General features: G+C 69.3%; 7 protein-coding genes and 6 pseudogenes. 10 read left to right on the forward strand and 3 right to left on the reverse strand.

Annotated features, from left to right (window positions below):
• The 7 genes and pseudogenes from ACFJGX_RS23095 (at position 1) to ACFJGX_RS23125 (ending at position 7,172) form a co-directional block, all read left to right on the forward strand.
• A complete protein-coding gene (locus ACFJGX_RS23095; RefSeq protein WP_382323685.1) occupies positions 1 to 663 on the forward strand; it encodes an urea amidolyase associated protein UAAP2 in 663 nt (220 codons plus the stop codon).
• Between the two features lie 85 nt (positions 664 to 748).
• Positions 749 to 1,018 (forward strand): annotated as a pseudogene (locus ACFJGX_RS23100) (biotin carboxylase N-terminal domain-containing protein); the annotation flags it as partial.
• A gap of 227 nt (positions 1,019 to 1,245) precedes the next feature.
• Positions 1,246 to 2,283 (forward strand): annotated as a pseudogene (locus ACFJGX_RS23105) (urea carboxylase); the annotation flags it as partial.
• Between the two features lie 70 nt (positions 2,284 to 2,353).
• Positions 2,354 to 3,649: pseudogene (locus ACFJGX_RS23110) on the forward strand (carboxyltransferase domain-containing protein); the annotation flags it as partial.
• Between the two features lie 454 nt (positions 3,650 to 4,103).
• Positions 4,104 to 4,277 (forward strand): acetyl-CoA carboxylase biotin carboxyl carrier protein subunit, encoded by a 174-nt coding sequence (locus ACFJGX_RS23115; protein WP_382328777.1) that lies wholly within the window; start codon positions 4,104 to 4,106, stop codon positions 4,275 to 4,277.
• 32 nt (positions 4,278 to 4,309) lie between these two features.
• Positions 4,310 to 6,152, forward strand: a pseudogene (gene atzF, locus ACFJGX_RS23120) (allophanate hydrolase).
• Positions 6,153 to 6,182: 30 nt separating this feature from the next.
• On the forward strand, positions 6,183 to 7,172 hold the full coding sequence (locus ACFJGX_RS23125; RefSeq protein WP_382323683.1) for a hypothetical protein: 990 nt from the start codon (positions 6,183 to 6,185) through the stop codon (positions 7,170 to 7,172).
• A gap of 65 nt (positions 7,173 to 7,237) precedes the next feature.
• Here the strand turns inward: ACFJGX_RS23125 and ACFJGX_RS23130 are convergent.
• The 3 genes and pseudogenes from ACFJGX_RS23130 to orn form a co-directional block, all read right to left on the reverse strand.
• Positions 7,238 to 9,191, reverse strand: a pseudogene (locus ACFJGX_RS23130) (DEAD/DEAH box helicase).
• Between the two features lie 296 nt (positions 9,192 to 9,487).
• A pseudogene (locus tag ACFJGX_RS23135) lies at positions 9,488 to 11,079 on the reverse strand (inorganic phosphate transporter).
• Between the two features lie 92 nt (positions 11,080 to 11,171).
• Positions 11,172 to 11,765 carry an oligoribonuclease gene (gene orn / locus ACFJGX_RS23140; RefSeq protein ID WP_382323681.1) on the reverse strand — a complete coding sequence of 198 codons (594 nt, stop codon included), beginning with the start codon at positions 11,763 to 11,765 and terminating at the stop codon, positions 11,172 to 11,174.
• Between the two features lie 83 nt (positions 11,766 to 11,848).
• Here orn and ACFJGX_RS23145 point away from each other — a divergent pair, with 83 nt between their 5' ends.
• Genes ACFJGX_RS23145 through rsgA form a run of 3 tightly spaced genes read left to right on the forward strand, consistent with a single transcriptional unit; the run spans position 11,849 to position 14,384 of the window.
• Positions 11,849 to 13,111 carry a M48 family metallopeptidase gene (locus tag ACFJGX_RS23145; protein WP_382323680.1) on the forward strand — a complete coding sequence of 421 codons (1,263 nt, stop codon included), beginning with the start codon at positions 11,849 to 11,851 and terminating at the stop codon, positions 13,109 to 13,111.
• A gap of 14 nt (positions 13,112 to 13,125) precedes the next feature.
• The gene (locus ACFJGX_RS23150) at positions 13,126 to 13,446 is read left to right on the forward strand and encodes a 4a-hydroxytetrahydrobiopterin dehydratase (protein WP_382323679.1); all 321 of its coding nucleotides are present in this window, start codon (positions 13,126 to 13,128) and stop codon (positions 13,444 to 13,446) included.
• Entirely contained in the window at positions 13,410 to 14,384 is a 975-nt protein-coding gene (rsgA, locus tag ACFJGX_RS23155) for a ribosome small subunit-dependent GTPase A (protein WP_382325521.1), read from the forward strand. The genes ACFJGX_RS23150 and rsgA overlap by 37 nt, the downstream gene beginning before the upstream one ends.
• Positions 14,385 to 14,461 lie beyond the last annotated feature (77 nt).

A 14,461-nucleotide genomic window follows, 5' to 3' on the forward strand; every position in this document is an offset into this window, starting at 1 on the left:
ATGACCATGAACACCGCCACCGCGATTCGACTTCAAGAAAGCGCGCTGGACCCCGCGCACGCCGTGCTGAACCAGCGCCACCCGGCGGGCGAACCCATCCTGTTCGAGGTGAAGCGCGGGCAGACGCTGCGCATCGTGGACCTGGAGGGCAACCAGGCCGCCGACGTGCTGTTCTACAACCGGCACGACCCGGCCGAGCACTACAGCGCCACCGACACCATGCAGCGCCAGGGCGGCATCTACCTCACCACCGGCTCGGTGATCCGCAGCAATGACGGCAACCCCATGCTCACCATCGTGGCCGACACCTGCGGCCGGCACGACACGCTGGGCGGCGCCTGCGCGGCCGAGAGCAACACGGTGCGCTACGCGCTGCAGAAGAAGTACATGCACAGCTGCCGCGACAACTACCTGATCGCCCTGCAGCACGCCGACGTGGGCCTGGGCAAGCGCGACCTGGTGCCCAACATCAACTTCTTCATGAACGTGCCGGTGACGGCCGAGGGCGCGCTGAGTTTCGAGGACGGCGTGTCCGGCCCCGGCAAGTACGTGGAGATGCGCGCCGAGATGGACGTGTGGGTGCTGATCAGCAACTGCCCGCAGCTCAACAACCCCTGCAACGCCTACAACCCGACGCCGATCCAGTTGCTGGTCTGGGACTGACCCCGCCTTCTGAACCCCATCGCCCCGGGACGGCCCGGGGCGCCAAGACAGCTTTGCAGGACGGCCTGCATCCGGAGACCCCCTCATGTTCAGCAAGGTCCTGATTGCCAACCGCGGCGCGATTGCCTGCCGCATCATCCGCACGCTGAAAACCCTGGGCGTGCGCAGCGTGGCCGTGTATTCCGAGGCCGACGCCCAGGCCCGCCACGTGCGCGAGGCCGACGAGGCCTGGCTGCTGGGCCCTGCCCCGGCGGCCGAGAGTTATTTGCGCGCGGACCGCATCCTTCAGATCGCCAAGGACTGCGGCGCGCAGGCCATTCACCCCGGCTACGGCTTCCTGTCGGAGAACCCGGCCTTCGCCGAGGCCTGCGAGGCGGCAGGCATCGCCTTCATCGGCCCCGCGCCGCAGCAGATGCGCGCCTTCGGCCTGAAGCACACGGCGCGCGACCTGGCGCAGGCGCGCGGCGTGCCGCTGCTGCCGGGCTCGGGCTTGTTGCTCGACCTGGCGCAGGCCACGGCCGAGGCCGCGCGCATCGGTTACCCGGTGATGCTCAGAGCACGGCGGGCGGCGGCGGCATCGGCATGCGGCTGGTGTGGAATGACACCGAACTGCGCGACGCGTTCGAGTCCGTGGGGCGGCTGGCGCAGGCGAACTTCAAGGACGCGGGCCTGTTCCTGGAGAAGTACGTGGAGCAGGCGCGGCACATCGAGGTGCAGGTGTTCGGCGACGGCGCGGGCGGCGTGATCGCGCTGGGCGAGCGCGACTGTTCGGTGCAGCGGCGCAACCAGAAGGTGATCGAGGAAACCCCGGCGCCCGGCCTGAGCGACGCGCAGCGCACCGAGCTGCACGCCACCGCCGTGCGGCTGGCGCAGGCGGTGAACTACCGCTCCGCCGGCACGGTGGAGTTCGTCTATGACGCGGCGAGCGGTGCCTTCTATTTCCTGGAGGTGAACACACGCCTGCAGGTGGAGCACGGCGTGACCGAGCAGGTCTGCGGCGTGGACCTGGTGGCCTGGATGCTGCAGCTCGCGGCCGGCGACCTGCCGCCGCTGGCGACGCTGCAGCCGGTGCCGCGCGGTGCGTCCATCCAGGTGCGGCTGTACGCCGAAGACCCGGCGAAGAACTTCCAGCCCAGCGCGGGCCTGTTGACCGACGTGGTGTTCCCTCCCCGCGCGCGGGTGGACAGCTGGGTGGAGCGCGGCACCGAGGTGCCCGCCTGGTACGACCCCATGCTGGCCAAGCTGATCGTGACCGCCGACACGCGCGAGCAGGCCCTGGCGCAGCTCGAAGACGCGCTGGACGCCACGCGCCTGGCCGGCATCGAGACCAACCTGGGCTACCTGCGCCAGGTGGTGCGCGACCCGGTGTTTCGCGAAGGCCGGCAGGTCACGCGCTTTCTCTCCACGTTCGAGTTCAGGCCGCGCACCATCGACGTGCTGGAGCCCGGCGTGCAGACCTCGGTGCAGGACTGGCCGGGCCGCCAGGGCTACTGGGCCGTGGGCGTGCCGCCGAGCGGGCCGATGGACGCGCACGCGCACCGCATGGCAACCAGCTGGTGGGCAACGCCAGCGATGCGGCGGCGCTGGAGATCACGCTGGCCGGCCCCATGCTGCGCTTCAACGTGCGCCACGGTGGTGGCGGTGACGGGCGCGCCCGCGAAGCTCACATTGAATGGTCAGCCCGTGGCGCATGTGGCAGTCCCTGGCCGTGCCGGCGGGCGCCACGCTGGCCGTGGGCCGCTGCAAGACCGGCGTGCGGCTCGCGCTGGCCGTGGCCGGCGGGCTGGACGTGCCGCTGTACCTGGGCAGCCGCAGCACCTTCACGCTGGGCCAGTTCGGCGGCCACGCGGGGCGGCACCTGCGCACGGGCGATGTGCTGCACCTGGCGGACGCACCGGCTTCGGTCGAGGCCCAGACCATGAGCGACTACGTGTACGCACCCGAGTACACGAACCACTGGGACATCGACGTGCTCTACGGCCCGCACGGCGCGCCGGACTTCTTCACGCCGGAGGACATCACGATGTTCTTCGGCACCGACTGGAAGGTGCACCACAACAGCAGCCGCACCGGCGTGCGCCTGATCGGCCCCAAGCCGCAGTGGGCGCGCAGCGACGGCGGCGAGGCCGGGCTGCACCCGTCGAACATCCACGACAACGCCTACGCCATCGGCGCGATCGACTTCACCGGCGACATGCCGGTGATCCTCGGGCCCGACGGCCCGAGCCTGGGCGGATTCGTGTGCCCGGCCGTGGTGCTGCACGACGAGCTGTGGAAACTGGGCCAGCTGCGGCCGGGTGACACGGTGCGTTTTCACCGGCGCGCGGGCTCGCCGGCCAGCCCCATCCTGGACGACCGCGCGGCCGAGGGCGAGCGCCCGCGCCGCGTGGTGCGGCAGGCGGGCGACCGCTACGTGCTGATCGAGTTCGGCCCGCTCACGCTGGATCTGGAGCTGCGCATGCGCGTGCAGGCCCTGCTGGAAGGCCTGAAGCGCCAGCACCTGGACGGCGTGATCGACCTCACCCCGGGCATCCGTTCGTTGCAGGTGCATTTCGACCCCACGCGCCTGCCGCGCGAGGCGCTGCTGCGCGTGATCGCCGAGGTGGACGACGCGCTGCCACCGGTGGACGAGATGGTGGTGCCCTCGCGCACCGTCGTGCTGCCGCTCTCGTGGGACGACCCGCAGACGAAGCTCGCGATCGAGAAGTACATGCAATCGGTGCGGCCGGACGCGCCCTGGTGCCCGAGCAACATCGAGTTCATCCGCCGCATCAACGGGCTGGACTCGATCGAGGACGTGTTCCAGGTCGTGTTCGACGCGCGCTACCTCGTGCTGGGCCTGGGCGACGTGTACCTGGGCGCGCCGGTGCGCACGCCGCTGGACCCGCGCCACCGGCTGGTGACCACCAAGTACAACCCCGCGCGCACCTGGACGCCGGAGAACGCCGTGGGCATCGGCGGCGCCTACCTCTGCGTGTACGGCATGGAAGGCCCCGGCGGCTACCAGTTCGTGGGCCGCACGCTGCAGATGTGGAACCGCTGGCGGCACGGCACGCCGGGCACGCCGTTCGAGCAGCCCTGGCTGCTGCGCTTCTTCGACCAGATCCGCTTCGAGCCGGTGAGCGAGGACGCGCTGAAAGACATCCGCGCGCGCTTCCCGCACGGTGGTTACGCGCTGCGCACGGAAGACGGCACGTTCAGCCTGAAGGACTACCGGCGTTTCCTGGCCGAGAACGACGCCGCCGTGGGCGCGTTCAAGGCAAGGCAGCAGGCCGCGTTCGAGGCCGAGCGCGAGCGCTGGGCCGCCGCCGGCCAGGTGGACTACGCGAGCGAGGCCGATGTGACCGCCGCTGGCGTGGAGGCCGAGATCGACCTGCCCGAGGGCGGCCGCGCGCTGCGCAACCAGCGTGCCGGGCAACGTGTGGAAGGTGGCCGTGAGCGTGGGCCAGCAGGTGCGCGCCGGCGATGTGCTGCTGGTCATCGAGTCCATGAAGATGGAGTTCAACCTGCTCGCGCCCGCGGACGCGACCGTCCACAGCCTCATGTGCGCCCAGGGCGGCGCGGTGGCCGCCGGGCAGAACGTGCTGGTGCTGATCGACGAAGCCGCCGCCTGAGCCCTTCAAGAACATCCAAGGAGTCTTTTGCCATGTCCCTGACCCCACTGTCTTTTGACCTCGCCAGCCTGCAGGCCGCCTACCGCGAAGGCAGCGCCACCGCGCGCGAGGTGATCGCCGAAGCCTTGCGCCGCAGCGCGGCCGACCCGCACCACGCCTACATCCACGTGCTGAGCGAGGCCGAGGTCGAGCCCTACCTCGCGCGCCTGGACGGCGTGGACCCGGCCAGCCTGCCGCTGTACGGCGTGCCCTTCGCGATCAAGGACAACATCGACCTCGCGCACGTGCCCACCACCGCCGCCTGCCCCGAATTCGCCTACACGCCGCAGGACAGCGCCTTCGTGGTGCGCCAACTGCTCGCGGCCGGCGCGGTGCCGGTGGGCAAGACCAACCTGGACCAGTTCGCCACCGGCCTGAACGGCACGCGCTCGCCGTACGGCGCGTGCCAGAACCCGCACCACCCTGCCTTCATCTCGGGCGGCTCCAGCTCCGGCTCGGGCGTGGCCGTGGCCAAGGGCTGTGTGACGTTCGCGCTGGGCACCGACACCGCCGGTTCGGGCCGCGTGCCGGCGTCGTTCAACGGGCTGATCGGCCTCAAGCCCACGCTGGGCCTGCTCTCGGCCTGGGGGGTGCTGCCGGCCTGCCGCTCGGTGGAGACACCCTCCATCCTCGCGCTCACGGCGGCCGACGCGCAGGCCGTGCTGGGCGTGGCGGCGGCGTTCGACGAGGCCGATGCCTACAGCCGACCCGCGCAGCCACTGGGCGTGGACTTCTCGGCCGGGCCGTTCCGCTTCGGCGTGCCGCGCCACGAGGACCTGGACTTCTTCGGCAACGAGGCGGCGGCCACGCTGTTCGCCGACGCGGTCAAGCGCCTCGAATCGCTCGGCGGCACAGCCGTCACCATCGACCTCACGCCCTTCCTGGCCGTGCGCCAAGCTGCTCTACGAAGGCCCCTGGGTGGCCGAGCGCTACGTCGCCATCCAGGGCTTCATCGACGCGCAGCCCGAGGCGGTGTTCCCGCCGGTGCGCCGCATCATCGAAGGGGGTCGCGGCAAGACCGCCGCCGAGGCCTTCGCGGGCGCCTACAAGCTCAAGGCGCTGCGCCGCGTGTGCGACCGCGTGTGGAACGAGGTGGACTGCCTGCTCACGCCCACGGCCGGCACGGTCTACCGCATCGCCGAGATGCAGGCCGACCCGATCCGCCTCAACGCCAACCTGGGCCGCTACACCAACTTCGTGAACCTGCTGGACCAATGCGCCGTGGCCGTGCCGGCCGGCGTGCTGGCCAGCGGCGACGCGAAAGGCCTGCCCTGGGGCGTGACTTTGGGCGCGCCCGCGCACAAGGACCTGGCGCTGCTGCGCCTGGCCGATCGTTTTCACCGCGCGCTCGGTGGTTCGTTGGGCGCGACGGGCACCGACGTGTCGGCCACACCGGCCTGCGTGGGCCTGCCGGGCGGCGAGGTGGGCGCGGCCGGCTCGGGCACGGTGCGCGTGGCGGTGTGCGGCGCGCACCTCTCGGGCCTGCCGTTGAACCACCAGCTCACAGCACGCGGCGCGCGGCTCGTGGACAGCCCCGTCTCCGCGCCCGAGTACCGCTTCTACGCCTTGGCCGGTGGACCGGTGCAACGGCCCGGCATGGTGCGGGTGGCCGAGGGCGGCGCGGCGATCGCGATGGAGGTGTGGGAAGTACCGTCGGCCCTCTTCGGCAGCTTCGTGGCCGGCATTCCCGCACCGCTGGGCATCGGCAAGGTGAAGCTCGCCGACGGCAGCGAGGTGCCGGGCTTCATCTGCGAAGGCCTGGGCGTCGGTGGCGCGACCGACATCACCGCCTTCGGCGGCTGGCGCGCCTGGCTCGCGGCGGGTGCACCCCGATGAACCAGCGCGACGCGGTGGTCACTAGGGTGCATGAACGCCTTTCACCCTTTGCACATCTCACACGACTCACTTGACCCGATCGCCCTTCAGCCGCAGGACACCGTGCCCTCGCTGCAGGACCTGGAAGACCAGGTGGCCCGTGCCATCCAGGCCAGGAACGATTTCATCCACTCGCGCCTGCCCAGTTCGCTCTCGCACTGTGGTTACTGGTTTCTCGCCGGTGTGTTCGCCACAGGGAGCGCCACGATGCTCGGGGCCACGGCGGTGTGGGCCGCCACGCTCGGGAAAGACATCTACCAGGCGACCACCCGAGGGAACGCCTCTCCGATGGGTCTGGCGTTCTCGCTGACGATCGGCACCGCGTCGCTGGGCGTTCCGCTGATCCCGGCCCGAGCGTTGGCGCAACTGGCGGTCCTGACGGTGAGGCAGATCACCGAGGACAACGAGGCCATCGTGCAGCAACTGGAGCGCGACATCAAGGACGCCTGCCAGCGCGTGGCGGAGGCGGCCAAGACCTTGTCGCCGGTCGAGTTCGAGCGCCTTTTGCACAGGGGGGTCGTCCCCCTGCCCTCGCTCATCGCGGCATGCACCGAGGACGTCGAGAAGGCGTCGATGCTCGCGCAGGGCCTGCTCGAAGCCGGGCAAGCGGCCCCGCTCCTCGCCCTGGCCAGCCTCGGCCTCCACCATTGCAGCGAGGTGGGCGACGTGCTTCTGGGCGCACTCGCGGCGCCTCAGGCGTTCGTCGCGCTGCTGGCGTCGTCGCCCGATGCGGCGGACGTGCTCGCCGTGTTGTGCATGGCGCGCAACGCGATGTCCGACAGCGCGCCCGAAGCGCTGGAAGCCTACCTGGAGGAGCACCCGGATGTCGCGCGCGACGCCCTGGCGCGGCTGGAGACACGGGTCGCGAACTGCGGTCTGCACGAACTGCACGATCAGATCCGCCAACGCCGGCTCGCCGGCGTGGTGATGGCGATCGCCCGCCACGCGCCATCGCTGGACGCACAACCTGTGCCGGCCTGACGCCGTCGCCCGTGCAAAAAAAGCCAGGCCCTAGGGCCTGGCTTTTTCATGGATGACCGGATCGATCAGCGCGGTGCGCGGCGCGCCATCGGGCGGGCCGGGCCGCCTTCGTTGCGGCGCGGCGCGAACTCGCCACGCATGGCGCCGCGCTCAGCGTTGCCACGGTCGCTGAAGCCACCACGTTGCTCGCCGCCCTTGTCGCTGCGGCCGAAGCTGGAGAAGCCACCGGGCTTGCCACCGGTGCGCGCCGGGGCGGCGCCCCGGTCGCCGAAGCCCCGGCTGGCCGGGCGCGTGTCGTTGCGGTAGCCGCCTTGATCACCGCGGTTCTCGAAGCGGTTTTCACCCCGGTTGTCGAAGCGATTCTCGTGGCGCGGCTGCGGCTCGGCACGGCCTTCGAAGCGCGGGTCGAAGCGCGTTTCCGGGCGGCTGTGGTCGACGCGGGGGGCGTCGAAGCGGCCTTCCGGGCGACCTTCGAAACGCGGGCCGCGCGGTGCGGGGCCACGGGCGTTGAAGTTGCTGCGGTCGGCATAGTTGCGATCACCACCACCACCGAAGCGATCACCACGGCCTGCGCCCGGACGGCCACGGCCACCGAACTCGGGCTGCGGTGCGCGCTGGCGCGGTTCGAGGCCGGGCACGGTCTCGACGTTGATGCGCTGGCGCGTGTAGGCCTCGATGTCGCCGATCTTGCGGCGGTCGCGGAACTCGGCGAAGGTGACGGCCAGGCCGTCGCGGCCGGCACGGCCGGTGCGGCCGATGCGGTGCGTGTAGTCCTCGGCCTTCATCGGCAGGCCGAAGTTGAAGACGTGGGTGATGGTGGGCACGTCGATGCCGCGCGCGGCGACGTCGGTGGCCACCAGGATCTGCACCTGACCGTTGCGCAGTGCCATCAGGCGGCGGTTGCGCATGCCCTGGTTCAGCGCACCGTGCAGCGCCACGGCGGCAAAGCCGGATTGCTGCAGGTCGTTGGCGAGGCCATCGCATTCGATCTGCGTGCTGCAGAACACCACCGCCTGGTTGATGGTGGTGTCGCGCAACCAGTGGTCGAGCAGCTTGCGCTTGTGGTCGGCGTGGTCGGCCCAGAACAGCACCTGCTTGATGTTGGCGTGTTGCTCTTGCGGCGAATCGATCTGCACCTTTTGTGCGTGCTTGCCGTTGTCGTGCATCACGCGCATGGCGAGTTGCTGGATGCGCGGCGCGAAGGTCGCGCTGAACATCATGGTCTGGCGGCGCTGGCTGGTCAGGGCGTTGACTTCGGCGAGGTCGTCGGAGAAGCCCAGGTCGAGCATGCGGTCGGCTTCGTCGACGACGAGGAACTGCACCTGGTCGAGCTTGAGCTGCTGCGAGCGCTGCAGATCCAGCAGACGGCCGGGGGTGGCGACCACGAGGTCGGCGTTCTGCAGGCGCGCGATCTGCAACTGGTAAGGCATGCCGCCCACCACGTTGGCGATGCGCAGGCCGCGGCAGTGGCGCACGAGGTCGATGGCGTCGTTGCGCAGCCTGCTGCGCGAGTTCGCGCGTGGGGCACAGGATCAGGGCGCCGGGGGTGGCGGCCTTGAAGTTGCGCGAGCTGGTGGGGTCCTTGCGCTTGGGCGCCTTGGGCGGTGCTTCGCCACGGGCCAGGGCGTCGGCCACCGCTTGTTCGCGGTCGGCGCGCTCCTTGGCGTCGGCGGCGGCGCGTTGCTGCAGCAGGGTGTGCAGCACGGGCAGCAGGAAGGCCGCGGTCTTGCCGCTGCCGGTCTGGCTGGAGACCATCAGGTCGGCAAAACGCTGCTCGCCTTCGGCCAGCAAGGCCTTGGGGATCACGTTGTTCTGCACGGTGGTGGGCTGCGTGTACCCGAGGTCCACGCAGGCTTGCACCAGCTCGGGCGCCAGGCCCAACAGCTCGAAGCCGTTGGGGCCGGTGGGCTCGATGGCCTCTGCGGCCTCAGCGATCACGGGGGTGGAAAGGTCTGCCTCGGTGTCGGCAGAGAGGATTTCGGGCGAGAAATCGCCGCGGGCTTCAAAAGAGTCGCTCATGTTCGTCCATGCGCCAGAGGGCGCAATTGATCGAATGCAAACGCTAAAGGGACGGCCTACCTTGAAAAGGTGGCAGCTCCGGGGCGTCGGATCCGTTCGTGGTTACAAAACATCAACCATCAAACGATCGACGCGCCATGGGTCACAGAGAGAAGCGTGACACCGGGAGCGAAGGCCCCATCCTGCGGTTGCGGGGGGCCTGGTGTGTGAGGCAGATGCACAAATCATCGCAGTTGCCTGCGAAGCCGCTGATTATGGCATGGATTCGGGAAAACCCCAAGTCTTTACATCCGCGCTCAATTGAGCACGGCGCGCACCACGTAGAACAGCAACGCCGCCAGCACGGCGGTGGCCGGCACGGTGACGATCCAGGCCGCCACGATGCGCATGACCACGGAGCGCTTGACGATTTCCTTCTTGTAGGCCTTCTTGAACGCCTTCTGTTCCTTCTTGGCGAACACCGCATCTTCCGGTTGCGCCAGCTCCCGCTGCTTGGCAAGCCGCTTCATGTCCGCCAGCATGCGCTTCTTCTCGCTCACCTCGGCGGCCTCGAAGCGGCTCAGGTAGGCCTCGACCACGTCGCGGTCGGCACCCTGGTGGCCTGAGCGCACCACACGTTCCATCTTCGCGTAGTTCACCTTGAGCAGTTCGCGCAGGAAGCCGACGCCGAACACCGCGCCGATGGAGATGTGCGTCGTCGACACCGGCATGCCCAGCTGCGAGGCGACGATCACCGTGAGCGTGGCGGACATCGCGATGGCGTACGCGCGCATGTTGTCCAGCTCGGTGATTTCCTTGCCCACGGTGCGGATGAGCCGCGCGCCGTACAGCGCCAGCCCCACCGCCAGGCCGAGCGCGCCCAGCACCATGATCCACAGCGGCGTACCGGCCTTGGTGGCGATGGCGCCGTCTTTCACGGCTTCGTAGATCGCGGCCAGCGGGCCGATGGCGTTGGCACGTCGTTGGCGCCGTGGGCGAAGCTCAGCAGCGCGGCCGAACAGACCAGCGGCCAGGTGAACAGGCGGTTGACACCGTTCTTGCTGTTCTCCTGCCGCCGGGCGTGCTTGGCGATGGGCTTGCGGATCAGTGCCCACACGACCACGGCCAGCACCACCCCCGCGCCCATGGCCGTCGGGACCCCGACATGCACCATCTGGCCCAGGCCCTTGAGCAGCATGTAGGTGGTATAGGCCCAGACCATGGCGGCGATCAGGATGGGCACCACGCGGCTGGCGGCGTCGATCATGTCGCTGCGGTAGGTCACGCTGCGCTTGATGATGTACAGAAAGGCGGCGGCCATCGCACCGCCGGCCAGGGGCGAGATCACCCAGCTGATCACGATCTGGACGATGGTTTCCCAGTTGACCAGGCCCCAGCCGCCGGCGGCGATGCCGGCGCCCATGACCGCGCCGATGATGGAGTGCGTGGTGGACACGGGGGCCCCCACGGCCGTGGCGAGGTTGAGCCAGAGCGCGCCGGCCAGCAGCGCGGAGAACATCACCCACGCGAACAGCGCCGGGTCCGAGATGGCATTGGGATCGATGATGCCGCCCTTGATGGTGCCGACCACGTCGCCACCGGCCACGATGGCGCCCAGGGCCTCGAAGACGGCGGCCACGACGATGGCCCAGCCCATGGTCATGGCACCCGAGCCCACCGCCGGGCCCATGTTGTTGGCCACGTCGTTGGCGCCGATGTTCATGGCAATGTAGGCCCCCACCGCCGCCGCCACGATCAGCAGCCACATCGCCGAAGTCGCCAGGCCTGCGGTGGATGCACCGGTGAGCGAGGCGTACAGCCCGACCAGGAGGAGGAACAGCACCGCGGCGCCCAGCTGGAGCACCTCCTGGTGCTTCGAAACGAAGCGGTAACGGGATTTTTTTGTCATGCAAATCTCATGTGAACGTCACAATTTTGACATGTGATCGCACACCCCAAGGCCGGCGCGCGGGGCGCCGGTGCAAGCCGCGGGGCGCGCGTTCAGCGCAGAAAGTGGGTGCGGTAGTGCTCGAGCTCGTCGATGGATTCGTGCACGTCGGCCAGCGCGGTGTGTTTCTGGTGCTTCTTGAACGACTCGTACACCTCGGGCCGCCAGCGGCGGGCCAGCTCCTTGAGCGTGCTCACGTCCAGGCAGCGGTAGTGGAAGTAGGCCTCCAGCTTGGGCATGTACTTCACCAGGAAGCGGCGGTCCTGGCTGATGGTGTTGCCGCACATCGGCGAGCCGTTCTTGGGCACGTACTGGGCGATGAAGGCCAGCAGGGTGGCCTCGGCCTCTCCCTCGCTCACCGTGCTGGCCTTGACCTTGTCGATCAGGCCGCTGCGGCCGTGCGTGCCCTTGTTCCAGGCGTCCATGGCGTTGAGCACGGCGTCGCTCTGGTGCACCACGATCACCGGCCCCTCGATGCGCGGCGTGAGCTGCGGGCCGGTGACGACCACCGCGATTTCCAGCAGGCGCTCTTTTTCGGGGTCGAGACCGCTCATCTCGCAGTCGATCCAGACCAGGTTCTGGTCGCTCTTGGCGAGGGTGGGGGTGTCGGCGGCGGTGCCCGCCGGGGCGGTGGAGGCAGAAGTCATGGCCGGCATTCTCGCCGATCCGCCGCCCGGGGCCGCCGGCCCCACGGCGCGCGCAAAGGGCCGTCTTCGATAGACTCGGCCCCATGGACACCGCTTCCTTCGCTTTCACCGCCGTTTTCTGCGCCCTGCTGCTGCTGGGCCTGCTGGTGCGCACCGTGCTCGCCAGCCGGCAGATCCGCCATGTGGCGCGGCACCGCCACACCGTGCCCGCGGCCTTCAGCGACACGATCTCGGTGGCCGCGCACCAGAAGGCGGCCGACTACACCATCGCCAAGGCGCGCTTCGGCCTGCTGGAGACCGCCATCGAGGCCGCGCTGCTGCTGGGCTGGACGCTGCTGGGCGGCCTGGACTGGCTCAACCAGCTGCTGCTGGACGCGCTGGGCGGCGGCATGCTGCAACAGCTGGCGCTGCTCGCGGCCTTCGTGCTGATCGGCGGCCTCATCACCCTGCCCCTGGGCTGGTACGCCACCTTCCGCATCGAGGAACGCTTCGGCTTCAACAAGATGACGATGTCGCTCTGGCTGGGCGACTTGGTCAAGGGCACGCTGGTGGGCGCGCTGATCGGCCTGCCGATCGCCGCGCTGGTGCTCTGGCTCATGGGCGCGGCCGGCCCGACCTGGTGGCTCTGGGCCTGGGGCGTCTGGATGGCCTTCAACCTGCTCGCGCTGGTGCTCTACCCCACCCTCATCGCGCCGCTGTTCAACAAGTTCGAACCGCTGTCGGACGAAACGCTCAAGGCGCGCGTGAACGCGCTCATGCAGCGCTGCGGCTTCGCCGCCAAGGGCCTGTTCGTGATGGACGGCAGCAAGCGCAGCGCCCACGCCAACGCCTACTTCACCGGCTTCGGCGCGGCCAAGCGCGTGGTGTTCTTCGACACCCTGCTCAAACAGCTCAGCCCCGACGAGATCGACGCCGTGCTCGCGCACGAACTCGGCCACTACAAGCGCCGCCACATCCTCAAGCGCATCGTGCTGATGTTCGCGCTGAGCCTGGCGGGCTTCGCGTTGCTGGGCTGGGTGTCGAGCCAGGCCTGGTTCTTCAGCGGTCTGGGCGTGACGCCGTCGATGGACACGCCCAACGACGCGCTGGCCCTGCTGCTGTTCATGATGGTGGTGCCGCTGTTCACCTTCTTCCTCTCGCCGCTGATGGCGCAGCTCTCGCGCCAGCACGAGTTCGAGGCCGATGCGTATGCCGTGGCCCACACCAGCGGCCCCGATCTGGCCAGCGCGCTGCTCAAGCTCTACAAGGACAATGCCAGCACGCTCACGCCCGACCCGCTGTACGCGCGCTTCTACTATTCCCACCCGCCGGCGAGCGAACGCCTCTCCCGCCTGCAAACCGCCTGACGCGAACCCGACCCATGAACCCGATCCACCAGAACCGCCGCGCCCTCTCCGCCACCGAAATCGTGACCCAGCTCACCCAGCTCAACGGCGATGCCGCCCAGGGCTGGAAGCTGATCGACGGCGCGCTGGAGAAAACCTACAGCTTCGCCAATTTCCACGAGACCATGGCCTTCGTGAACGCCCTGGCCTGGATCGCGCACCGCGAAGACCACCACCCTGACCTGGCCGTCAGCTACGGCCGCTGCACGGTGCGCTTCAACACGCACGACGTGAACGGCATCTCGGTCAGCGACATCCACTGCGCCGCCGCGGTGGACGCCCTGCAGAAGGCCTGATGGCCGATCTGCAACCCGGTCTGGTGGTGGCCGCCCACGGGCGCCACTGCCTCGTGGAAAGCGTCGACGGCGAACGCCGCATCTGCCACCCGCGCGGCAAGAAGAACGCCGTGGTCGTGGGTGACCAGGTGCAATGGCAGGTCACCGGCGACGAAGGCAGCATCGAGCGCGTGGACGAGCGGCGCAACCTGTTCTACCGGCAGGACGAGATGCGCACCAAGTCGTTTGCCGCCAACCTCGACCAGGTGCTGGTGCTGGTGGCGGCCGATCCGGAGTTTTCCGAGAGCCAGCTGACCCGGGCCCTGATCGCGGCACAGGCCGAAGGCATCGACGTGCTGATCGTGCTCAACAAGAGCGACCTGCAGCCCGCGTTCGACCGCGCCTGGGCCCGCCTGGAGCCCTACCGGCGCATGGGCTGCGCGGTATTGCCGCTGCGCCTGAAATCGGCCGAGGGCTCGGAAGCCGGCCTCGATGCCCTGCAGCAGCGGCTGGCGAACAAGCGCACCCTGGTGCTGGGCCCCTCGGGCGTGGGCAAGAGCACGCTGGTGAACCGGCTGGTGCCCGAGGCGCGCGCGCTGACGGGCGAGATTTCGCGGGCGCTCAACTCCGGCAAACACACCACGACCAGCACCACCTGGTACTGGGTGGACGCGGAACGCCGCACCGCGCTGATCGATTCACCGGGGTTCCAGGAATTCGGCCTGAACCACATCGAGCCCATGCAGCTGGCCCACCTCATGCCCGACCTGAACGCCACGCTGGGCCACTGCCGCTTCTACAACTGCACGCACCTGCACGAGCCGGGTTGCGGGGTGTTGGAACACGTGCAGACCGGGGAGCCGGACCAGCCGGCCGACGACCCGCTGGCGATCAGCGAAAACCGCTACCGCCTCTACGGCGAGCTGTTCGCGGAACTGTCCGACAAGCGCCGGTATTGATAGGCTCCCCCCGCGCCGCGCCTTCGGCGCGTCACCCCCCAGGGGCAACACCTGTGGCCTGGCGAAGCCAGTTCCAC

The organism is Hydrogenophaga sp. UC242_50, from assembly GCF_042697355.1.
GTDB lineage: Bacteria > Pseudomonadota > Gammaproteobacteria > Burkholderiales > Burkholderiaceae_C > Hydrogenophaga.